Source organism: Dehalobacter sp. DCM, assembly GCF_024972775.1.
Taxonomy (GTDB): Bacteria; Bacillota; Desulfitobacteriia; order Desulfitobacteriales; family Syntrophobotulaceae; genus Dehalobacter.
Genome location: NZ_CP092282.1, coordinates 3,278,631 through 3,301,911, shown reverse-complemented (window position 1 = coordinate 3,301,911; position 23,281 = coordinate 3,278,631). Strand labels below are relative to the sequence as shown.

Annotated in this window: 21 protein-coding genes and 1 pseudogene; 13 read left to right on the top strand and 9 right to left on the bottom strand. The window is 42.4% G+C overall.

The window, feature by feature from the left end; translation table 11 throughout:
- Positions 1-51 precede the first annotated feature (51 nt).
- From LPY66_RS15300 to LPY66_RS15280, 5 genes are all read left to right on the top strand, one after another.
- Positions 52-819: a tetratricopeptide repeat protein gene (locus LPY66_RS15300; protein ID WP_337985121.1), complete on the top strand. Its 768-nt coding sequence runs from the start codon at positions 52-54 to the stop codon at positions 817-819.
- 146 nt (positions 820-965) lie between these two features.
- Positions 966-1,823: a hypothetical protein gene (locus LPY66_RS15295; RefSeq protein ID WP_337985120.1), complete on the top strand. Its 858-nt coding sequence runs from the start codon at positions 966-968 to the stop codon at positions 1,821-1,823.
- 361 nt (positions 1,824-2,184) lie between these two features.
- The gene (locus LPY66_RS15290) at positions 2,185-2,790 is read left to right on the top strand and encodes a hypothetical protein (RefSeq protein ID WP_337985119.1); all 606 of its coding nucleotides are present in this window, start codon (positions 2,185-2,187) and stop codon (positions 2,788-2,790) included.
- A gap of 268 nt (positions 2,791-3,058) precedes the next feature.
- The gene (locus LPY66_RS15285; protein WP_337985118.1) at positions 3,059-3,898 is read left to right on the top strand and encodes a YwqG family protein; all 840 of its coding nucleotides are present in this window, start codon (positions 3,059-3,061) and stop codon (positions 3,896-3,898) included.
- Between the two features lie 202 nt (positions 3,899-4,100).
- Positions 4,101-4,892, top strand: a complete 792-nt coding sequence (locus tag LPY66_RS15280) for a hypothetical protein (protein WP_337985117.1) — start codon at positions 4,101-4,103, stop codon at positions 4,890-4,892.
- Between the two features lie 391 nt (positions 4,893-5,283).
- On the opposite strand, the pseudogene LPY66_RS15275 reads toward LPY66_RS15280, so the two are convergent.
- Positions 5,284-6,159: pseudogene (locus LPY66_RS15275) on the bottom strand (IS91 family transposase); the annotation flags it as partial.
- Between the two features lie 492 nt (positions 6,160-6,651).
- Between LPY66_RS15275 and LPY66_RS15270 the strand changes: the two are divergent.
- Both LPY66_RS15270 and LPY66_RS15265 read left to right on the top strand, forming a co-directional pair.
- Positions 6,652-6,882 (top strand): type II toxin-antitoxin system RelE/ParE family toxin, encoded by a 231-nt coding sequence (locus LPY66_RS15270; RefSeq protein WP_337988110.1) that lies wholly within the window; start codon positions 6,652-6,654, stop codon positions 6,880-6,882.
- 98 nt (positions 6,883-6,980) lie between these two features.
- Positions 6,981-7,538 (top strand): flavodoxin family protein, encoded by a 558-nt coding sequence (locus LPY66_RS15265; RefSeq protein ID WP_337988109.1) that lies wholly within the window; start codon positions 6,981-6,983, stop codon positions 7,536-7,538.
- Positions 7,539-7,736: 198 nt separating this feature from the next.
- Here the strand turns inward: LPY66_RS15265 and LPY66_RS15260 are convergent, their stop codons facing one another.
- Entirely contained in the window at positions 7,737-8,201 is a 465-nt protein-coding gene (locus LPY66_RS15260) for a hypothetical protein (protein WP_337985115.1), read from the bottom strand.
- 156 nt (positions 8,202-8,357) lie between these two features.
- Between LPY66_RS15260 and LPY66_RS15255 the strand changes: the two genes are divergently transcribed.
- Entirely contained in the window at positions 8,358-8,918 is a 561-nt protein-coding gene (locus LPY66_RS15255) for a C39 family peptidase (RefSeq protein ID WP_337985114.1), read from the top strand.
- 28 nt (positions 8,919-8,946) lie between these two features.
- On the opposite strand, the gene LPY66_RS15250 is transcribed toward LPY66_RS15255, so the two are convergent.
- From LPY66_RS15250 to sleB, 3 genes are all read right to left on the bottom strand, one after another.
- Positions 8,947-9,984 (bottom strand): ketoacyl-ACP synthase III, encoded by a 1,038-nt coding sequence (locus LPY66_RS15250; protein ID WP_337985113.1) that lies wholly within the window; start codon positions 9,982-9,984, stop codon positions 8,947-8,949.
- Between the two features lie 282 nt (positions 9,985-10,266).
- The gene (locus LPY66_RS15245) at positions 10,267-11,634 is read right to left on the bottom strand and encodes a PepSY1/2 domain-containing protein (protein WP_337985112.1); all 1,368 of its coding nucleotides are present in this window, start codon (positions 11,632-11,634) and stop codon (positions 10,267-10,269) included.
- A 10-nt stretch (positions 11,635-11,644) separates the two neighbouring features.
- Entirely contained in the window at positions 11,645-12,349 is a 705-nt protein-coding gene (sleB, locus tag LPY66_RS15240; RefSeq protein WP_337985111.1) for a spore cortex-lytic enzyme, read from the bottom strand.
- A gap of 236 nt (positions 12,350-12,585) precedes the next feature.
- Here sleB and addA point away from each other — a divergent pair, with 236 nt between their 5' ends.
- Positions 12,586-16,446, top strand: coding sequence for a helicase-exonuclease AddAB subunit AddA (addA, locus tag LPY66_RS15235; RefSeq protein ID WP_337985110.1), 3,861 nt, complete (start codon positions 12,586-12,588; stop codon positions 16,444-16,446).
- Here addA and LPY66_RS15230 read toward each other — a convergent pair.
- A complete protein-coding gene (locus tag LPY66_RS15230; RefSeq protein WP_337985109.1) occupies positions 16,404-16,853 on the bottom strand; it encodes a Fur family transcriptional regulator in 450 nt (149 codons plus the stop codon). The two genes, addA and LPY66_RS15230, sit on opposite strands and share 43 nt — an antisense overlap.
- A gap of 375 nt (positions 16,854-17,228) precedes the next feature.
- Between LPY66_RS15230 and LPY66_RS15225 the strand changes: the two genes are divergently transcribed.
- The 4 genes from LPY66_RS15225 (at position 17,229) to LPY66_RS15210 (ending at position 20,593) form a co-directional block, all read left to right on the top strand.
- Positions 17,229-18,152 (top strand): metal ABC transporter substrate-binding protein, encoded by a 924-nt coding sequence (locus tag LPY66_RS15225; protein WP_337985108.1) that lies wholly within the window; start codon positions 17,229-17,231, stop codon positions 18,150-18,152.
- Positions 18,149-19,033 carry a metal ABC transporter ATP-binding protein gene (locus LPY66_RS15220; protein ID WP_337985107.1) on the top strand — a complete coding sequence of 295 codons (885 nt, stop codon included), beginning with the start codon at positions 18,149-18,151 and terminating at the stop codon, positions 19,031-19,033. Before LPY66_RS15225 ends, LPY66_RS15220 begins: the two co-directional genes overlap by 4 nt.
- Positions 19,014-19,856, top strand: a complete 843-nt coding sequence (locus tag LPY66_RS15215) for a metal ABC transporter permease (RefSeq protein ID WP_337985106.1) — start codon at positions 19,014-19,016, stop codon at positions 19,854-19,856. The genes LPY66_RS15220 and LPY66_RS15215 overlap by 20 nt, the downstream gene beginning before the upstream one ends.
- Before the next feature lie 260 nt (positions 19,857-20,116).
- The gene (locus LPY66_RS15210) at positions 20,117-20,593 is read left to right on the top strand and encodes an FmdE family protein (RefSeq protein WP_337985105.1); all 477 of its coding nucleotides are present in this window, start codon (positions 20,117-20,119) and stop codon (positions 20,591-20,593) included.
- 61 nt (positions 20,594-20,654) lie between these two features.
- On the opposite strand, the gene LPY66_RS15205 is transcribed toward LPY66_RS15210, so the two are convergent.
- Genes LPY66_RS15205 through LPY66_RS15195 form a run of 3 tightly spaced genes read right to left on the bottom strand, consistent with a single transcriptional unit; the run spans position 20,655 to position 23,273 of the window.
- Complete coding sequence (locus LPY66_RS15205) at positions 20,655-20,825, bottom strand: hypothetical protein (protein ID WP_337985104.1); 171 nt, start codon at positions 20,823-20,825, stop codon at positions 20,655-20,657.
- The gene (locus LPY66_RS15200) at positions 20,822-22,180 is read right to left on the bottom strand and encodes a Ger(x)C family spore germination protein (protein ID WP_337985103.1); all 1,359 of its coding nucleotides are present in this window, start codon (positions 22,178-22,180) and stop codon (positions 20,822-20,824) included. The genes LPY66_RS15205 and LPY66_RS15200 overlap by 4 nt, the downstream gene beginning before the upstream one ends.
- Positions 22,167-23,273 carry a GerAB/ArcD/ProY family transporter gene (locus LPY66_RS15195; protein ID WP_337985102.1) on the bottom strand — a complete coding sequence of 369 codons (1,107 nt, stop codon included), beginning with the start codon at positions 23,271-23,273 and terminating at the stop codon, positions 22,167-22,169. Before LPY66_RS15195 ends, LPY66_RS15200 begins: the two co-directional genes overlap by 14 nt.
- Positions 23,274-23,281: the final 8 nt, after the last annotated feature.

Here is a 23,281-nt window from a genome sequence, read left to right as displayed (position 1 = left end):
TGGCTTCTGGGTATAATTTGGGGCTTCGATTGTATTATAAGGAGGATCAATTTGAATCTCTACGAACTTGGTGAAGAGCAATATGTTAATGGACAATATGAAAAGGCATATTCTTATTTTAAAGAGTCGTATGAAAATGGCGAAGAAGTTACAAGTTCGCTTAATTATATGGGTTGTTGTCAATTTGGATTAGAAAATTACTCTTCGGCAATTGAACTATTTGATGAAGTATTGAAATTAACTTTATGGGAGAGGGCCTTCATCAATAAAGGACGAGTTTATTTGAAATTAGGTAATTATAATGAAGCGTTTGCCTTGTTTAACAAAGCGCGAATGATTAATCCATTTAATGAAGATGTATATTTTTATTTGGGGGTTTACTTTGACAAAATTGAAGACTATGAATCCTCAAAATCTTATTATGAAAAGGCATTGGATCTAAACATAAATGACCCTAATGTTCATTTGAACTTAGGCGTAGCTCATATGAGGTTGGGAAATTATACATGTGCATACGAAGAATTCTGTATATCGTTAATGGATGAAGATACAAAAGTAGATTCTATATATAACTTGGGTTACACATTACTTAAATTAGGGCGTTATGATGAGGCAATTAATTATCTAACGCAATATCTAGAACTTGAACCAAATGACTTCAATGCAATGGATGATATGGCATATATACATTCTAAGCTTGGAGATTTAGAGAAATGCTTAGAATTTCTTAGGAAGATGCAATTGTTAAAACCAAATGACGAAAGAACCCAGAAAAAGATTGAATTTGCTTTAAGGAAAAGGTCAAGTATAGAAGGGTAAGACACGGCCACACTGCAGATAACACGCCGTTCCCGAAACTTAGAATATATGAATGATGTAAGACGCTTCGGGAACGGCTGAACGTTATATGTCATAACTGGGTCAAATATTTTTTCTTAAGAATTATTTTGGGAGGTAGAAGTTATTTGAAAGCTATTCGTATTCTTTTTGCTTTGTTAATAGTAATTTGTTTATCTGGTTGTACGACATCAGAAACAAATTCAGACAGAGCCGCTACCGGGAATATAAGTTCTGATAATTTGAGTGTAAGTGATATTAAGCAAAAAGTTGAACAGCCGATTGTATTATACAACGGAATCTCTCTAAATGAAACTGACAGGGATGCTAAAGTTATTGATGGTTCTGATGTTATAAAGAATAAGGAAATGTATTTAAAGTATGAGAGGGAATATTATTTATATTCAGATGGAACCTATATTGGAAGAGCTAATGGAAAAATCGAAGGAAGGGGATTAGATTACTATTGGCAAGTGGTTTTTCCCTCTGAGATAGGTAAAAAGTATGAAGTTGCAATTTCAAACTCTTATAATCCATATCCAAGACGGTTCGAGTATATAGCCTCAGATTTTCCTAAAGAATTTGATGAGAATAGTGAAGTCATAAGAGAAATTAACAAAAAATATAACGTTAATTCATGTGTAAAGGAAGTATGCCGTGTAGATCTTGATGGTAATGGGAAAGATGAATTTTTAATTTTAGTTGTAGATTATGTAAATAATTTCTTTACTAAATGTCTTGTTGACTCAAATTATCATATAGTCTCGTATTTAACTGTATTCAATGAAAAGTATGAATATTTTGATGAACTGGTTAAGGACTGTGATGTTTTTAGTTCCGGTGAAATTATTGATATTAACAACGATGGTATTATGGAAATAATTGTAGATTTACCATGTTACGAAGGATTGTTGTTTAAGATTTTCACATATAACAACGGTAATTTTGTTGGAGATTACATTACCAATACTTCTTTGAAACCTTAATTTTTTTATAGGGGTATCATTTGTCGTTACGACATATAACAGCGTATTACCAAAATCTGAGAGGATATGATTGTAGTAACCAGACTTCGGTAATACCCAGCCGTTCTACGACATATCGTGCAAAGACCGCGCCATCCTTGGCGCGGGACAAAATGGATTTGGGAATTTCTTGGTAGTAGTAATAATGCGAAGTGGTTTGCTTCATGTGTAAGATTGAGCAAAGCAATACTTTTTAAATTCATATTAGTATTAATCATAAACTCCATAAACTTTCGTTTGTATCTTTTATGTAAATTGAGAAATCTTATATAGAGATACTTTTAATCAATGTAGTGCTGATAAGTGGGAGTTGATATGTTAATTGAAACAAAAAAATAATTTCCTTAAAATTATTCTTATGATCTTTCTGATTATTCTTGTTCTCCCTGTAATTTCTTATGGCACGGCATACTATAAAGTTAAATCTTATATGACTTATTTTGCTGCTTATAACCAAAAGCCTAATTTAGCGAATCAAAAGATTATTGAGTTGAAATTGTATCCCCCCATACCCCTATATTCAGAACAAGAACCGGTAGAAAAAGAAATGAGACCAAGATATGCCTTTTTTTTTCAGACAGAAAGCTTCCATGCTGCCGTAAATCCTTTTAACGCACAAATTCTCTTATTTGTCGGAGAAGAGTATACTTCCGTTGCAACTATGTTAACACCCAAAGAACTTGAAGATATAGCCGTTAAAGTCTATTCCGATTTAATTGGAGACAGCGATTTTGTATATTCAGGTTATAATGTTTATAATCATCCGGATTATCCCGCATTCTATATTTTTAAATTTGATTATCAGAAGGTCAAAAAAGTAACGGTATATAAACATCAAGAAATATTCTTATCCCACTATGTTGTAACATTAAATTCAGGTGGAGACCTTTTGGGCATAAAGCTTGTCTTAAAAGGTTTTAATAACTGAATTAAATATTTTGATATATTATGATTTAGATGCGAGCTTATGATTAAGGCAGCGCCGTCCGTGGCGCTGCTGAGTCTGGGGGCACGATACGTCGTAGAACAGCGTATTCCCAAAATCTGAGAGAATATGCAGGTAGTAACCAGACTTCGGGAATACGAGGGGCGTTCTACGACATATCGTGCAAAGGCCGCGCCGTCCTGGCGCGGACGAAAAAACCTTATGTATAATTTTGAAGATGTAGAAATAACGTCGTTAAAGGAGGATCAAAATGGATTTGTCAAGAGCTTTAGATGAAATGAAGAAGAATGCAATAAAGCTTACCATTAGAACCGAGACGCGAGAAGAGTTACCCATCGGAACTTCAAAATTTGGAGGCAATCCAGATGTTCCTAAAGATTTCAAGTGGTTTTATTATGAAGGGAAGAATTTCAATGATGAAATTAAAAATCGCCCATTAAGTTTTTTGGCTCAAATTAATTGTGAAGAAGTAAAACGCTACGATGGAGAAGGGTTGCTCCCGTCTAAAGGAATTCTATATTTCTTTTATGAACTTTCGACTATGACCTGGGGGTTTGACCCACAAGATAAAGGAAGTGCTAAAGTTTATTATTTTGACGGAGATTTAACGGAACTTACTAGAGCAGGCTTTCCTGAAGATATGGATGATGAATTTAAGTTACCCGAATTCAAAATTGATTTTAGTAGTAAATTTGATTTACCTTCTTATGAAGAGTTTATCGAATTGAATGATTTTGATAATTGGGATAAATATGATGAAATCAAAGCTTCAAAAGGTTATGAGCAAGAAGATTTAATAAGTAAACTATTAGGCTATGCTGATGTGATCCAGAATGGAATGTTACTTGAATGTGAGAAAGTAACGAATGGAATCTATTGCGGCGATCTGCCGAAAATTGACCCGGAAACACTAAAACAGCTAACGAGGGACTGCAATCATTGGCAATTGTTATTGCAATTAGATACTGTTGCAACAAACGATTTTGAATTGATGTTTGGAGATTGCGGACGAATCTATTTTTATATTAAGAAAGATGACTTAAGACTGCGTAAATTTGATGATTGTTGGTTAATCCTTAAGTGTGGTTAATTATAGGCATCGCCATCCGTGGCGATGTCTGAGTCTGGGGGCACGATACGTCGTAGAACAGCGTATTCCCAAAATCTGAGAGAATATGCAGGTAGTAACCAGACTTCGGGAATACGAGGGGCGTTCTACGAAATGGGAAGCAAAGCGCCATTCATGGCGCTATTTATAGAAAGCATTATGTTTAGCAAGAGGAGATTAGGGAATGAAGAAACCTCGCCCCAAAAAGAAGTCTAGGAAAAAGAAGAAGTTTCCTGAATTCAATAAAGTTGTAGGGATCGTACAAGATAATGATAATAGACAAATTCAAATATTTACTAAAGATATGCTGATTAACCAAATAAAAAGAGATTCAAAGAAGATCGAGAAATCTTTTGATAAATTATGCGGAAGTGATATAGAGAAAATCAGTGAATTCTTTAGTCAGGCTCAATTTCTCATTGTTAATGCGTTTAGAGTATCTGTAGATAAAGAAGATGATAGAAGATTAACTTGTTCTAAGCTATTATTGAACGCTTCAAATTCTTTGGTTGCAAGTATTGAACTTTTAAGAAAAGGATTTGTATTGCAGCCTGGCATGATAATTAGGAATATATTAGAAACAATTTGTACAGTTTGCTATATCATACTTGAAGATGATGGACATGAAAAATTTATTAGTGGAAAGTTGGATAGTACCTACACTGTAAAATATGGGAAGAAAGTGATTGAACCAATAGGAAGAATGAATGGATTATTAAGCAATCAATTTGTTCATATGAGTGATTTGCGTAACGACATTAATCCGTTAGTTGAGTATAAAGAAAAAACTGAGCAACTAACCATCAACATTGGATTTATCAAATCTGCAACTTGGCTTATTTATGTAGCATCTGAATTAGTTTTTTATAATGTATTAGATGATCATCTTTATTGGAATAAGATAAGCGAATATGGATATGAGTATAATCCTTCTGAAGAGACTAAAAAGTGGATGGAGGAATTTTTTGGGATCTAATTAGTCCAATTAGGATAATTTCTGGGGGAGTCGCCATCCGTGGCGCCTTCTGAATTACGGGGCTTTCCACTTCGTAGAACAGTAAGCGATTTATGATGTTCAGTACAAAGAAAAAAGCCAAGACATAAAGTCAATGGCGTTAAATGAGGAAAAATCGCTATACAAAAAACCTGAACATCATGAATCGTGTGTTGTACTAAACCGTCTGCCGACGGAAGAGAGAGCTATGGGAATTCAATCTTTTCAAACCCGAGCTGAAAGATAAAAATAGGGGCAAGTCTCAAACATAGAGCCGGGAAAAACTCAAGAATAACCGGAATCAACTTCAAAAAGGACATACCTTCCCCCTCCCCAAAGTGGGCGTTGCAAAAACGATGCAATTGAAAAAGACTCAAGTGACGGCAGAAGGAAAGCACTGCCAGCCAAAATTCACATTAGAACTGCCGCAGCAAGGACAATACCGGACTTTTGGTCGGAGGAAAAAGGCCGGCATCTTACAACTCACCAGCCGACGGCAGCGAAGCAGTTTCGTACCAATATTCCGGCTGGAGAGAAGCCCATAATGCCGGATCTTCACAAACCCGTCGGGAAGTACATGTTGGAGAAACCTCCGGGTAAACTCGGCGACATTAAGAGTCATCACCTTGGATTTCGCCTTATCTTTATAGTCCTTCCAGGAAAAACTAACCGATCTGCCGTTAAAACCGGTGATCCTGGAATTGCTGATGGCCACCCGGTGTGTATAACGGCCAAGATAGCGAACAACATGCTCCGGAGACTTAAACGGTTTCTTACAAAAGACAACCCATTTTTTCGCATAAAGAGTATCCACAAGAGAAGAGAAATGACTTGGTGTGGCAAGCGAAGCGGCCTCATGTAAGAACTTCAGTTTACCGTGGGCAAAGGCTTGTTTCAAAAAATATAGAAACTTACCCCTGAACTTATTGGAAACAACCTTAACCGGAATAAAAAACTTTTTGCGGGAGCGGACAAAGCGAAGACCGTCATTCGAAAGTCCGCCTCCTGGGACAATCGCATGGACATGAGGATGAAAGGATAAATTCCGGCCCCAGGTATGCAAAACCGAAGTAAGACCAATGGCAGCGCCAAGATACTTAGGATCTCTCGCCAGTTCGGTCAGAGTATGACCGGCTGCTTGAAGTAAAAGAGAATAAAGCAGCTTTTGGTTGTAGAGTAGAAGGGGACTCAGTTCATGCGGGATGATGAAAACCACATGGAAATAGCCCACAGGCAGCAGATTTCTGAGGAGAGAACCCGCGAAGTTCCATTTCAGATTTCATTTGCAAAAAATGGTAAGATAAGGTATAACGGTTTTGAGTCATGAAAAAATCATCCTTTCAAAGTTAATAGTGAGAGCTTGAAAAGATGATATCATGACTCATATTAAATTAGGTTGTTTTTCCTAAAGCCACCGCGCAGCGGTTTAGTACAACAGCGTATTGCCAAAACATAGTAAAGATAAATGTTATTGGAATGCTTCGGCAATACGCGAACCGTTAGTGCGCCCAAGCAAAGCTTGGTACTTCTTGCAAGGTGAAAGTCCTTGCTGGGTAAAGTCTTAGCCAACCACCCATATCGCGTGCTGCGCCGAAACTAGCAACAGTAAGGCGAAAGCTCTACTGCATGACATTTTTTGGAGATATTATGTAGATAGTCGCCTTTGGGTGATATACTTGATAGGATTTGAAAGAGGTGAATTCAATGAGTCAAGCAAAAGAAGCAGCAATCAAAATTATAAATATACTATGCTATAGAATTTACAAGTCGAATAATTGAGATGATCGAAAAGCTTTCAACAAATTTAGAACGTAAGGTTCCTGAAGTTGATGATGACAGTATTCGTGAGATTGTGTTTTATAATTATCGCTTAATATACAAATTAGGTAATGAGTCAATTTTAATATTAGCAATAATTCATGCAGCCAGAGATTTGAATAATATGAAACCGCAGCCTTGGGAAGATTCATAAATGCCCAAGGTTTTCTTATAAGTCAGAGCCTTTGACTACCATAACACACAAAGTTCTTAGTATTTGTAATTGATACATTTTAAATGGAAGTTAAAGACATGAAAGTAATTGGAATTAACGGAAGTGCAAGAAAAGACGGGAATACCTCTATTATTATGAGAATCGTCTTTAAAGAATTGGAAAAACAGGAAATTGAAACGGAATTAATCCAATTCTGCGATAAAGAAATTGCTCCTTGTAAAGGATGCTTTGCTTGTAGAGGAAACGAAAACTGTATTTTAAAAAATGATTTTTTCTTTGAATGCTTTGAAAAATTAGCTACATCTGATGGTATTCTGTTAGGCTCTCCTGTATATTCTGCGGATGTTTCAGCAAAAATGAAAGCATTTTTAGAAAGAGCTGGTGTAGTTGTTGCTACTAACCCGGAAATGCTTAAATATAAAGTTGGTGCATCAGTTTCTGCTGTACGAAGAGGAGGTGGAATGATAGCAGTTGATACGATGAACCATTTTTTGTTAAATAAAGAAGTTATAGTTGCGGGTTCTACATACTGGAATATTGTATACGGAAAAGACATAGGCGAGGTTCTTAATGATGATGAGGGTGTTCGCAATATGAAGAATTTAGGACAAAACATGGCATGGTTATTGAAATAACTAAACAACTAAAAATATTGAGTATACTGGGTATTTGAAAATAATAGGATAGACTGATGCGTTGATATACCAAATTAGAAAAGGATTTTATAAGGTAAGCTTCGAAGAAACAGAACATTTTCAAGTTATGCGTTCTTTTTTAATAATAGACAGAAGATCTTATTGGAATGACATTGGACAATTACTCTTCAAGGGTCTTTATGTAATAATTCCGATTCCTTTGTTGCTTTTTTCAAATATTTTAAGGATTAATCCTAAAATAATTCCCCATAAAATCACCGCCAATAAATTTGAAAGAGCCCCAGGAAAAGGTTGTATACCAGATAAGACTGGAATCCGATAAAAATTCACGGCAACTTTAAATGAAAACCACAAAAGTAAACCATATATTGTTGACTTGTAAACAATACCTTGAGAGGTGATCATAACAAGCAGATGAGCAAAAACTACACCAAGAAACCCATCCCATATAATTATTTGGATTATAAGGGCAATAACACTTTGAAGAGAGTTTTCTGGCTTATCCAATGTTAATAGAACCCATAACCAGTCTAGAAACCTAATTTTTGTTATATGGAAAACATAATAATCAAATAGATTCCAGACATTCATTGCAATACCAGCAATTATTCCAGCTAGTAGTCCACGAGTTGTTCTGTCCATTTTTATCTCCTTAGATTTTTATGGATATAGTTTTTGTAATTATTGTTATTCTATTCTTACATCTTATAACAAAGCACAATTTCGGAGGCTAAGATGAGGTCAATTAGAATTAAGATAAAATGGGTGCTATTGACTGTGATAATATGCTTTCTCCTGGTGGGGTCAATCTATGTTTTATCGCCTTTTCCTACGAGCGAGACCGTTTCAGTTAATCTTCCGGATAAGTATGAAATTCCGATTAATTCGGCATTTGAGCATCAAGGAAAAAACCAGTGCGCCGCCTTTTCTACTGCGTTCGTATTACGAAACGTCGGTCAACGTGCCGAGGGTCAAGAGGTTTACAATAGAATTTCATATAAAATACCTATTTCCGGATATGTTTTGCCAAAGGGTGTCATTACTTATATAGAATCACACGGATTTGAAGCGGCTATTTTTAAAGGTGATATAAATTCATTAAAGACAAAACTCGTGCAAGAAAACACCCCAGTGATTGTGATCGTTGGCAATGGACTATTCTGGCAGCATTATATGACGTTGGTAGGGTATGACAACGGTCTAAAAGAGATGTATTTCTTTGACTCCGGTAGAGAAAGGGATGAAAACGCAGAATTACCGGGGAACAGAACAATGGCGGAAGATTATTTTTTGAAATGGTGGGACAATGGTTTGCCAATCTTCAGTCAAGTTTATATAACACTGGAAAAAAGGGTGTGACTTTCAAGTTCATGACTTCAAGTTATCATCACAATGGGTCAGAATAATTTACTGGCTGGTCCAAATCTACTTCCAAAAGCTGCCCCGCATGAACTAAACCCGATCCAAAGCCATACAGAAGCACGCGGTCTCTCTTTTTCACTTTTCCCTCACGGATTCCAAGATCAAAAGCGAGTGGGATTGATGCCGAAGAGGTGTTTCCAAAATAGACTAAACTATGGAGCGTTTTTTCCATCGGATATTCTAATTTTTCACAGATCGGTTCAATTAGTCGCAAGTTAGCACTATGAGGGATAAACCAATCCACTTTATCCAGATTGGAATGGGCTTTGTCCATAAGCTCATTAATACAACCCGGAATATTTTTTACTACCCATTTAAAAACTTCTCTGCCATTCTGGACGAGATATGGCGTATCCGTTAACGCCGTGCCATCGATTTTGTTCGCTAATCCCGTACGGTATACATGTTTGGCCCCACTGCCGTCACTTCCAAGGTGGAATGCAATAAAGTTATCCACTTGGTCATCCGTTTCAACTAACACGGCACCAGCGCCATCTCCAAATAGAATACAGGTGTTTCGATCAGAGTAATCGGTAATTTTTGAGAGTGTATCCGCTCCTAGCACTAATATTTTCTTATGAAGTCCTGATTTAATATAGCAGTGGGCCGTGTGCAATGTATACACAAATCCGGCGCAGGCTGCACTTAGGTCAATGCAACCTGCTTGGGGTATATTCAAACGATTTTGGATAAGACTTGCTACAGAGGGGAAGGGGAAATCCGGCGTACTTGTGGCTACAATAATCATATCAACATCGGATAAATCTTTATTGTATCGATACACTAAATTATTAACAGCAGCGACACATAAATCACTGGTAAATTCATCCGGTCTACTGATTCTTCGCTCATGGATACCTGTTCTTTTTATTATCCACTCATTACTCGTATCGACCATACTTTCCAGGTCGAAATTGCTCAATATCCGTTCAGGTACGTAAGTTCCAATAGCAGTAATTCTTGCCCCCAAACCAGTCACACCTTTCTTATTAAAAAAGTACATTATACTAATTCTAATATAATTTTCATAAAAACAACAGCGATGATGAGTTGCGAAATGACCGCGTATTTCATCACTATAGATACCTTACAGAATTGGCAGACAGATAATCAGTCCATCATCGGTAAGAATAGGCTACGAAAAATAGATAACATGGATAATTCATGAATAAAGTGTTTAGGTGCAAAAAAATAGAGTCATATGACTCTGTAAAAATGGTGATGAAAAAGATTAAGTATAATTGTGGCTCTTATTACTTTAATTAGGGTATGGGTTGAATAGGTGCTATTCTAAGTATTCGCCCCGCGGGGTTCGAATAATGCGTTGGATTTTTTCCTCGTTGCCGTTGACGGCATTGATATAAATCAGATATTCCTCATTATCGCGCTGTATCCGAAATTCATAACATAAGGCTTCAGGCCAGCCCGGCAGGGAGATTACCGCCAATCGGGATTCTTCAATAGAGACATCTATCCGCAGGCGGGTTTTGGCTTGAGCGAGCGATATTTTTGGCAGAAGGGTGCGCTGTTGGTGGAACAGCCAATAGGAGGTAGCATCATAGCTGGTGATTTTACCGTTATCCTTGGCCACAATGAGACGGATTTTGTCAGGATAGATGCGCACATTTTGTTCTTCGGCGACGGCATCCAGCTGGATCGTGCTGCCGGCATCGCTTACCGAGGTCTGAACAAAGTTTTCCCAACCCAGTGCTTTTAAAGTACGTCGGGTTCGTGCGGCTGTCTGCTCGGGTGAATATTGCTGCTCGCCGATCTCTCTGTCATCCCGGAAATAAGTGATGACTGCGCCTTTCTTCGCGACATCCACCGTCGTGCTTCCAGATTTAAATACATAGACATTGAACGTTCCGTTGGAGGGCCCAACAAATTCAGGTGCCGCATCCGGATACCCCAGCGTTTTTAGAAAATCTGCCGCAGCAGCTTTGGCTTCAGCTTCAGTCACTGTTTTTTCCGGAAGACCGAGTGGTTCGGCTACCAAATGGGTATCGGTCTGACCTTCATAAGAATAGGGAGGGTATTTCTGAAGGCTGGCATCGAGCTGTTCAAGCCCCGAACTGACGGAATCGGGATTTGCTGTCGTACCCTCTTCACCGATGGCTGCAGCGGGTGAAGTCGTTTCATCAGCCCCGTTGGCATTTTGGCTGTTTTTGCTCTGCCAGGGAATACTTTCGGTCCGTAGTCTAACATTTAATTCCTGCACCGTCCGGTTCACGGCAATTAGACGCTCATGCATATTTTTTAGTGTTTGATCCTGATCTGAACTGAGCGCCTGACCTTTAGCGATTTGCTGGGTAGTGAGGTGGGTGTATTCAGCGATTTGATTCAAGAATTGATCGACATAATTCAACCCATAGTGATCTGTGGGAAGCTGGGACAGATCCTTGACGGCGGTTTCACTTTGCTGCCAGGACTGGCTGAGATGAAGTACTTGTTGTGTCGGTGTCCCGGCAGCTCTGCTTTTGGCCATAGAGGTTTCTAAACCATCAAGATGCGTAACCAGATCCGCAAAGGAACTTTGGTATTGGTTTTCCGCCGTTAGTTCCAATCCCTCGGCCCGTTGATATTGATTAACGCCCCAGACCAGCGACAGAACAAGGGCAGCAGATAAAGCCCATAATCCGAATTTCTTTATCATCGTGTTCCTCCTAACGGCAGAAAATGTGTTTGCCGATTTGTATAATCTGAGGTCTGGACCAGATGTACCTGTTGCTTGTTTTGGCCGGGTTGAAAAAGAACAAGGCGCCATAGGCTGGATCTGTGCCGTTTAAGGCTTCATAGACAGCATCATAGGCGGAAGAAACGGGTTCACTCCAAAGGGTACCGTCGGAAACCGGAGAAAATGCGCCGGGCTGATAAATGACCCCTGGGATTGTATTCGGAAAAGAAGAGCTTTTAACACGATTCAGAACAACAGCCGCAACGGCGATTTGGCCGCGATAAGGCTCTCCTTTCGCTTCGGCACTGACTAAATGAGCCAGAAGATTGATATCTGAATTCTTATAACCGATTGCCGTGCCGCCGCCAGTGACACTCTCTCCGGTTAAGCGTTTCAGTTCGCGGATTGTACGGGTGCCGGCAATGCCATCAACCCGCAGACCGTGTTCTTTCTGAAATAAACGCACTCTGGCCTCGGTTTGAGCTCCATATATACCATCAATTCTTCCGACGACATACCCCAGCATGGAAAGTCTTTTCTGAAGCTCACTAACCTCCGGTCCGCGTGAGCCGCGAGAAAGGTTGCGGTCTCCAAGCGCTGCATCGGCAGAATTACTGAATGTGCTCATTCCCACCATGAAAACAATCATGAGAATCAATATTTTCTTAGACAGCGGATGAGGAACAGATTGCATACAAGCTACCACCTCGACTCTTTTTGTTAATTAGTCTGGCTTATGTCGTGCAAAATTATCCCGGGACAAGATTCTTTTCAAAAGAGCACCGCCGATGGAAGGAGAGAACGGGACGAATCAAGAATATACCGGTATAACGGTGCAAATGACAGTACAAAGACAATGACAATGACACATCCAGCGGACAGCATGGACGGTGCAGACGTTTTATACTAATAACATAGGATGGTAACATCATGGGAGATCACGGCAAGTGGACAAATGAACAATGGGACGCCATTACGGCCAGAGACTGTAACCTGATTGTGGCTGCGGCTGCCGGAGCAGGGAAGACAGCGGTCCTGGTGGAACGGATTATCCATAAGATCACCAAGCATGAGCCCCCCGTCGATATTGACAGGCTGCTGGTTGTGACGTTTACCAATGCGGCGGCAGCTGAAATGCGGGAGAGGATTGCCGAAGCCATGGCGGCATTATTAGAGCGGCTTCCGGATCCCGGGAATATTCAAAAACAGCTGACATTGATTAATAAAGCCAGTATCACAACCATTCATTCCTTCTGTTTAGAGGTTATCCGCAGCAACTTTCACCGTCTCCGGATCGATCCCTCATTTCGAATTGCAGACGAGACGGAGTCACTGCTCCTTAAACTTGAAGCAGTCAATGATCTTTTTGAGGATATCTACAGCCAGGAGGAACAGGATCAGGAGTTCTTTGAACTTTTGGAGTCCTACGGCAGAAATAAGGACGATCAGGCAATACAGGATATGGTTCTGTCGCTCTACCATTTTATCCAAAGCAGTCCCTGGCCTGAAAAATGGCTGGATGATATGACTGCGCAGTTTCAGTTCCCTCAGAATGTCGATTTCAGTCAAACACGGTGGGGAGAGCTGCTTATAGGAAGTTTCTCCATGGAAATCGAAGGGCTTATCGAGGACATGGAAAGAGCGCTAAGCCTTTTACAAAACGCGCAAGGCCTTGAGAAATATCTGGCGCTGTATGAGCAGGAATATGGCTTATGCAAAGACCTGCAGCAGCGTTGTCAAATAAAGGGCGAATCCCAATGGGATAATCTTGTTGACACATTAAAGGACCTTCAGTTTCAGCGTCTGCCGATCCCAGGCAAGGACGCAGACAAAGCTATTCAGGATACCGTGAAAGAAATCCGTGAAGAGGTCAAAAAGAAGATCAAGAAGCAACAGCAGCGGGCATTTTCTCAGAATTCGGCCGAGATAGTCGCTGATCTGGCGGTGATCTATCCGCTGATGAAATGTCTGGCCCGGTTGGTCAGTGATTTTATGGAAAGATACGCAGCGAAGAAATCCGCCAAGTCACTCGTTGATTTTAATGACTTGGAACATTTTTGTCTCCGCATTCTTGCCGAAAAGAGCGACGATGGGGAATACCGGCCTTCGGATACGGCCAAGCGCTACCGGGAACACTATGCCGAGATTTTGGTCGATGAATATCAGGACAGCAATTTGGTCCAGGAAATGATCATCAAAATGATATCCCGCAGTGAGTCGGAAAAACCCAACGTATTTATGGTCGGCGATGTTAAACAGAGTATTTATCGCTTCAGGCAGGCTAAACCCGAACTGTTTTTGGAAAAATATCGGGGCTATTTGCCGGAGCCGGGTTCTTTAAATCGGCGAATTTGTTTATACAAGAACTTTCGCAGCCGCAGTGAAGTGATAGAAAGTGTCAATTATTTATTCAAGCAGATTATGTCGGTCAAGGTCGGCGAACTGGACTACACGGATAATGAAGCGCTCAATCCCGGCGCGCTGTATGCGGATAATACGGAGGAACTTCTACAGGCAGGCGGTACGGTGGAATTTCATCTGATTCAAACAGAAACCGAAGAGAATGACGACCCAGACCGGATTACGGGCAACGGCGACGACGAACAGGAGACTTATGAAAATCCGACAGACCCAGCGGATAGTGAGGATGAACCGCTGGACCAAGCGATGCTAAACGCAGTCCAGTGCGAAGCGCGCTTTGCCGTGCGGCGAATCCAGGAGTTGATGGGGTTGGATCTCGAAGGCAGGGCGACCGCTGTTTTTGACAAGGAATCGGGGTGTTACCGTAAAATTAACTACCGTGATATCGTGATCCTGCTGCGTACGACGAAAAATTGGTCTGATGTTTTCACTGAGGAGATGACAGCGGCAGGCATTCCGGTATTTGCCGATACGGGGACAGGATTTTTCAAATCCGTTGAGATCCAGGTTGTTCTTTCACTGCTCCAAATCATCGATAATCCCTTGCAGGATATTCCGCTCTTAGCTGTTCTCCGCTCGCCGCTCGTCTCATTTTCGCCCGATGAATTAGCGCAGCTGCGACTTGCCAAAAAAACAGCGCCGTTGTATGACGCGTTGCTTGTCCTGGCTGCGGATGCCAACGAGAGAGAAAATACACCCGAGTCGGTAAAAGAAGAGGGAGTGAAACCGGCGGGCGAGACGAAAGCCAAGGCATCCCGTTTTGTTGATCAACTCTTAAAATGGCGGCAGATGTCCCGGTACTTGTCTGTAGACAGGCTTATTTGGCTGCTGTACACCGAGACCGGTTATTATGGAATCGTTGGGGCGATGCCCGGCGGCGCGCAACGGCAGGGGAATTTAAGGGTGCTTTTTGAACGTGCCAAACAATACGAGGAAACGAGCTTTAAAGGGTTGTTTAATTTTATTAATTTTGTCGACAGGTTAAAAACCAATCAGGGAGACATGGGAAGCGCGAAGATCCTCGGAGAAAACGATAATGTCGTTCGGATCATGAGTATCCATAAAAGCAAAGGGCTGGAATTCCCTGTGGTCATCCTGGCAGGCTGCGGCAAGAAATTTAATCTTCAGGATTTAAATAAAAGCATTCTTTATCATCAAGAGCTGGGATTAGGACCGGATGTGTCCGATCCCGTACTCCGGGTAACCTATCCGTCGATCCCCAAATATGCCCTGCGGGAGAAAATAAAAATCGAGACACTATCGGAAGAAATGCGCATCCTCTATGTTGCCATGACCCGCGCTCGGGAAAAATTAATTATATCCGGAACCATCGGCAATATTGCCGGAACCTGCGCCAAATGGCAGAAAGCGGCGTTGAAGACTGGAGACACGCTTTCTCCCTACGACATGATAAAAGGAGAGCGTTATTTGGACTGGTTTGGCCCTGCTCTCTTAAGACACAGGAACGCTTATTCCGCGCTTCAGCCGTTTATGGCCTATTCTGCGGATGTTCCAGCCCATCGTCTTAGTGATGATTCTTCCCTGTGGGTTATTCGTCTGTGGTCTAAATATGAACTAACCGGGCTGACAGCCGAACAGGCGCAGGATGAGAATGAATTCAGGCATTGGCTGAGCAGTCTGTCCGATGTTGACGAAGAAGAAAAGCCGATAAATGCAGATATCCACCGACGGCTGGGCTGGCAATACCCCTATATTCAAAGCACCCGTATGTCGCCGAAAGTAACGGTAACAGAACTTAAAAGACGTTTTGAAGCGGAACAGACGTTGGAGACAGACGCATGGAAACAACCCCTGATCCGGAAACCGATGTTTCTGGAGGCGAAGAAGGGTTTAAACGCGGCAGAAGCCGGTACTGTGATGCATTTTGTTATGCAGCATCTCGATCTGCAGCAAGAGAATATTGAAGGCCAGATTGCCGGCATGATCAAAAAAGACTTGCTGACAGTTGAACAGGCTGAGAGTATCGATCCGATGAAAATCAAAATGTTTCGCATGTCGTCCCTGGGTGTTCGCATGCGGGCTGCCCGTGTCATAAAGCGCGAAGTCAGGTTTAATATGGAAATACCCTGCAGCGATATGTATCCGGATTTGGCCGTCGGAATTGATCCGAAGGATACGATACTGCTGCAGGGCGTCATCGATTGTTATTTTGAAGAAGACGATGGCATCGTTTTGGTGGATTATAAAACCGATCATATTCCTGAAGGCGGCTCGCTTATCCTGCTGGAAAGGTATCGCCGGCAACTCGACTATTATGCCCGCGCTTTGGAAATGCTCACCGGGAAAAAAGTGAAAGAAAAATACCTTTACCTCTTTGGTAACGGCGACGTTTTACAGTCCCTGCAATAACCGTAGATTTCAAGTTTATGCCGGATGACATCGAAATTCTCCTGGCTTTCCAGCAGCTTTTCGAAATCCTTCATCGGGCATTCATCGATGGAAATGTGTTTATTGCATTTCATACAAATCAGATAATGTTTATGTTCATGGTTATTCAATTCATAGCGGGCTTTGCCGTCATCAGATAAAGTACTCTTTAAGAGCAAGTTGCCGGCAGTCAATTTCTCCAGTGCACGATAAACAGTCGAAAGCGAAATGGAGGCGCTTTTTTCCTTTAATGAAATAAAGATGTCTTCCGCTGTTAACGGTTCTGTGGCATGTTCCAGCAACTCAAATATCAAGCTTCGATGCTTGGTATTTTTAATCCCTGCATTTTTTAGTAACTCCGTGGATCCCGGATTCTGATGTTCAGGCAATCTGCTCAGTCCTTTTTTAGTATATCAGAAAGTATATAAGTGACTTTCTGTCGTAGAAATTTTAATTCACGTTCTGAATTACATAAGTGCAGCTATGGCTGCCGCCTTCATTTAAGGACTTGGCGCCAGACAAGTTTTACTTACTTCTATACTTATTGTATACCTTTTACGGGAATTCACAATGTTTTGAACCAATAAAAAATGTCAAAGCTAGAGACGATCTATGGGAAAATTAAATTCTATGAATAATACACTGTTGGACACAGTATAATAGATATTATTCCAATGCAAATGCAAATCATTTGCAAATATGTTATAATAAATCTAATAAATTCGCATACGGTCAGTATGCAGATCAAACAGGGGGAATATACAATGCGTACAAGACGTTGGATGGTGGCAGTGGTGATGCTGCTGTCAGTACTCGTGCTGTTTAACGGCTGCGGGGCAAAAGGAGATACGAGCGCGAAGGTATCAGCCAATGCGGAGCCGGTTGTTGCCCAGGGGCCGATAACAATAGCCACCTCATTCTATCCGATTTACATTTTTACCCTGAATATCGCGAAGGATATTCCGGGGGTTTCGGTTGTCAATATGACGGAGCAGACAGCCGGTTGTCTGCATGACTATGCTCTTTCCACGAAGGATATGAAGAATATAGAGAACACACAGATTCTGATCATTAACGGCGCAGGGATGGAATCTTTTATGGACAAAATCATTGCTCAGCGCCCGGACTTAAGGATCATCGATTCCAGTCAGGGGATTGAGCTGATCACTGAGGACGGAAATGAAAATCCCCATGTCTGGGTCAGCATCTCCAAAGCGATGCAGCAGGTACAAACCATTGGTGATCAGCTGGCCATACTTGATCCACAACACGCGGATAACTATGCGGAAAATACCGCCGCCTATCTGGCTAAATTGGAAGCAGAAAGAGTCAAAATGCATCAGGTATTGGATGGATTAACGCATCGCGACATCGTTACCTTTCATGAAGCCTTCCCTTATTTTGCGGAAGAGTTCAATTTGAATATCGTCGGTGTCATCGAACGTGAACCGAACACGGAACCCAGTGCGAAAGAACTGGCGGAAACAATCGAAATTATTAAGCAACTCAAGGTCAAAGCACTGTTTGCGGAGCCGCAGTATTCTGCGAAAATCGCCAAGACCATTGCCCAGGAAACCGGTGCCCGAGTGTATACTCTTGATCCGGCTGTTACGGGTCCGATGGATGCGGATGCGTATATTTCTATTATGGATCAGAATCTTAAAATTTTAAAAGAGGCGCTGCAATGACTCTCAGAAAGCACCCCCAACCTGTCGAAGTAAGCTGTCCGCATACATTGAGCAATAATTGCTGCTGCGGATTATGCTCGACACGCATCAGCAATCTCGGTGTCACTATTAATAAAAAAGAAATACTCAAAGATATCAATCTGCAATTATGTTGCGGGGATCTGACCGCAGTTATTGGACCCAACGGTTCCGGAAAGACAACCCTTTTCAAAGCGATGCTGGGTGAAATTCCGCACACGGGTACGGTAGAGTTTGTTGATGCTGCAGTTGCCGATAAAGGACATCCGATCATTGGCTATGTGCCCCAAAAGCTCGATTTTGATTCCAGCGCACCGGTTACTGTCATGGACCTTTTTGCGGCTGCTCATGCTAAAACGCCGGTATGGTTCCGCACACGACGTAGAATAAAGGACCGCATGCGACGCAGTTTGGAGCATGTACAAGCCGAGCATCTGATCGACAGGCGCTTGGGCGCTTTATCCGGCGGCGAACTGCAGAGAGTGCTTCTCGCCCTGGCTTTGGATCCGCTGCCAAACCTTCTGTTCCTGGATGAGCCGGTATCCGGAATCGATCAAAAGGGCTTGGTGTTATTTTACGATATTGTATCCAAGCTCCGTAAGGATTTTGATTTATCGATTATTTTAGTTTCTCACGACTTGGACCTGGTAGCCAAATACGCGGATCGCGTTGTCTTTTTGAATAATAAGACGATCACCTGTTGCGGAACAGCCGAAGACGTCTTCCGTAACCAAAAGGTCATCGAAACCTTCGGACAAGGAGCGTATAAAGGAATGGAATCGGGACAATTGATCGAGACGATTCCGTTGACAACAAATAGGGAAAGAGAGAAAGAAAAATCGCATGATCGCACACTGGTATAATCTGCTCGATGTCTTGTTGCCCTTTGATTGGCTTCAGTATGATTTCATGAAAAATGCCTTGCTGGCGGTGATTCTGGTTACGCCGATTTTTGGCATTCTGGGGACGATGATCGTAAATAATCGGATGGCTTTTTTTTCCGATGCCCTGGGACATTCGGCTTTAACCGGTATTGCCATTGGCGTCCTATTGGGGATTCAAAGTCCCTTTTGGGCTCTTTTAGGCTTCTCGGTAATTTTTGCCGTGGCCATCATGATTGTAAAAAGTGCCAACATGGCATCGACGGATACGATTATCGGTGTATTCTCTTCCACCGCTGTCGCGCTCGGGATCGTGATCCTCTCGCGTAACGGAGGATTCAGCAAATATACCGTTTATCTGATCGGGGATCTCTTAAGCATCGCCCCATCCGAGCTGATGGTTCTTGGCGTGATTCTCATCGTGGTCCTGATATTTTGGGCCGGGTGGTTCAATAAGCTGCTGCTGGTCAGTATTAATCAATCCTTGGCGAAAAGCAGAGGCATCAACGTGCGTTTTTACGAATTCCTGTTTGCTGTGATCATTGCGGTTGTCGTTACTGTAGCTATTCGCTGGGTAGGGATCTTGATCATCAGTTCCCTCTTAGTACTCCCGGCGGCCGCCTCCAGAAGCATTGCCGGAAATATCCGGCAGTATCATGTGTTTGCGGTCCTTATCGCTATGATTTCAGGATTGGTCGGCTTGATTTTCTCCTACTACTGGGGAACAGCCACCGGCGCAACCATCGTCCTGATCCTGGCCGTATTTTTTGCCGGTACTTTCTTAATAAATATTGTACGGAGGTAAGCCATGGATGGCGCTGCTTCGTAGCAGGACCCCAGTACATCATGCCATGGAGGGCATGTGTGTCAACTTTATTAGGAGGCACGATAATAGATTTATGACCCGATAGTAGGTCTGGGTAGTTGGTTCCAGCGCCGAGCGAAGCATGGAGGCGGAGCGCGGCTCTTTGTGCCATGGAGGGCACAAGAGCCGAAAGCGGAACTGAGTACCCAGACTGACCCGAAAAATAAAAAAGATTACTGCAATTGAAAGGATAAAACACAATGTGTAAGGAAAAGACCCCCTGGGAGAAATGTGTAGAATTTCACGGTCATGAATGTATGGGGTTGGCCACGGGCTTTCGTCAGGCCAATGCCGCGCTGGATGCACTGGGTATCGTCCGGGGTACAGCAGAGGAATTGACAGCGGTGGTGGAAAACCGGAACTGCAGTACGGATGCCATTCAGGTGCTGACCGGCTGTACTTTCGGGAAGAGCAACTTCATTTATAATCAAACCGGCAATCAGGCTTTGACCTTAGCGAATAAGCGAACCGGGAAGGCCGTTCGGATCCTGGCCAAACCGAAAGCCACTCGTCCGGAAGACGGGTCCTATAACGCGTTGCGGGCTAAAATATCCGACGGAACGGCGACTGAAGAAGAAAAAGCAGTATGGACCGTCCAGTCAAAAGGAAGGATCAATGCTTTTCTTTCCGCACCGATTGATGATTTATATACGATAGAAGAAGTACCTATGCCATAAAACATGATGGGTTAAAAAATACATGATGGGTTAAACTCTGTTTCTGAGATACTAATCCAAGTCAGCGGCCTATGAACATAAAGAAAACGGGTAATGAGGCACTGATAAAGGCAATGAGCATGGCCCCGAATCCACCCAGCTTATTATGGTCATCCCGCCATAAACTCTGGCCAAAGGTAAACGTGTAATAGGAACTCGCCAGAATCAATAAGATAAACGCATATTGGATCATTCATTTTTCTCCCCTTGTATTGATGTCGAACTGCGGATCGGACTGGCCTGATAGATGCTTCCGGAGCCAAATAGTTTGACGCTGACGTTGGTTTTGATCACGGCATCGCGATAATGGGCAAGCCAATTGTATTGTTCAAAGTCCGGGATCGTCATAAAATTACCGGCTACCTTCTTGCCAAAGTAGAATATATCCGTATTCCATTTCTTTTGAGTAGTTTGAATGGTATCCTGGATACCTTGGGTGAAGTAATCCTGAATGAGTTTTTCTATTGCCGCTATGTCTTGTTGATTCTCATGGTGGATTCGACTCTGAATGGATATGATATTGGAATCCAACTTTAACTCTAGTTCAATAACAGGCAGCCCGTTTTGCATACGGGCTTTTATTTTAGGTTTTTCTATTAATCGGCATTGGATGACAATAAAGTACCCCGGTTTGTCTGGGTCTTCCAGCGTAAAATTCCCTGTTCGGAATTCGCCGATTGTCATCAGGTAAAAGCGCGTTTGATGCTGGTCAAGGCTCCCAACCATTTTATCACCGTCAAACACCGCAGTACCAAATAATTCTTTCTTTGTCCCGCCTTTGCGCGGAATCATACCCGGTTCATAGGATGTTTTTGGGGTGGCCGGCAGCATCGTATGATCCTTATCCTCTCCGAAATGGTTAAAATCGTTGACCCCGGCATAGACCGCCGTTGCTTGACCATAGGGTGTTAACAGTGATGTATAGAAATCCGTAAAAAAGACATCCGGATAATAGCCGGTCATCTTGGATTGTTCAAACATGAGGTCAATGCCTTTCGACGCGCTGGTACCGATAAGTGTTTTGTTTTCCCGGATGAAGTCTTCGGCTTTGCCCTGACAGACGACAACCCGCATGAACTCCCTGGCTTCCCGAAACCTAACCAGCGGATCGATATATTTTTGGATGCCCTCCCGGGCATACTCTTCGGAAAAAACCAGCATTTTAGCATGCATCAGTGACACTTGACGGTTGGCGGAGGCATTTAAAAGATTAATTCCCTCCAATAGGGTGGGGGACTCAACAGTCGTTACAATGGTTCCGTCTACTTCCCCTGTATCGTCGGAACTGCTTCCTGCGCCGCCCCCGCCTGATTCGCTGCTTCCGGCGCTTTTTCCTCCGCCTCCCTCCTTATAGGATGCATACTGAAAGGTCATCCGGATCATACCGCTGCTCCCTTTGTCCACACCGATAGCTAACGTATAGACTTCTTCGTCTACCTCAACGGCATCATAACAACCGTACTGGGGCAGAAAGCCAACCAGGACGATCAAAATAATACAGATCAGCTTAGAATGGGAGCCAAAGGCGTTAAACCTAACTTTCCGCATGGGATTTCACTCCTTTTTTACGGCGGATTACAGCAACAGCGAAGACAAACAGGGGGATAAGCATGAAAATCCCGATGCTATATTCACGGACAAACATAACGTGTACTTCGATCAAGTCGGTCACAGTGGTCGGGGTCATCGTGATGAAATAAATCAGGATGGCGAAGGGGATTAATAATGGCCGGTGATTCGTGATCTTAAAGACGCGACAATAAGAACTAATCGCTTCGTAGAACAAGAAGCTGACGGTGATAAGGGATGAAAAGATCCAGACAAACAAGAATAACGTCTCAACGCGTTGGAAAAAACGCGAGAAATAGATCACGCGGGTGAGCTGATACATGCCGGAGATATGCTCGCTTCCCGCCGTATATTGAAATGAGGCAATCATGCACATTAAGCTGGCTGAAAGCATCAGACCGGTTGTCAAAAGACTGAGGAAGCCAACACGCTTAAACAGTTTTACATTGTGCAGAGAACGGATTATAACGGCTAAGAGCACAATTTCATCATAGGCGGAACTGCGCAGCAGTCCGACTAGGGCTGTTTTTTGCACGCCATATCCGAGATAGGGTTTCAAGTAGTCAAAGTCATAGCTTGGAATCGCTAACAGCAAGATAAGGATAACCCCGCCGATGATCGGATAGACAAAGACACGGGATACGCGGGCGATACCCTCAAGTCCAACATATCCCATCACAATGGTTATGAGCAGAAATGCACCAATTAGAAAAGATGAAGGCGAAAGTGGCAGCGTGTATATCTTGAGAATCACGATAAACTCGCTTAAATTAATTCCTGCGAAGTAGACCAGGTAGGCAGTGAAGATCAAAATGAGGATTTTACCAATGAATTTACCGGTAACTGTTTCAAAGATGTGATAAAGATCTGAGCCCGGGAAACGTTTCATCAGGAAATAAAGCAGAACAAAAAAGAGTAAGGCGGTACAACAGGAAATAAGTGTTCCTAACCAAGCAGCCGTCCCTAAGAGCCGGATAATGGCCAGGGGGCTGGTATAAAAGATCTTCGTTACCAGTACGATGGTTATCAGGCTATATGCCTCGTAGAAACCAAAATGCCCTTCCTTGATCATGTCAGTGC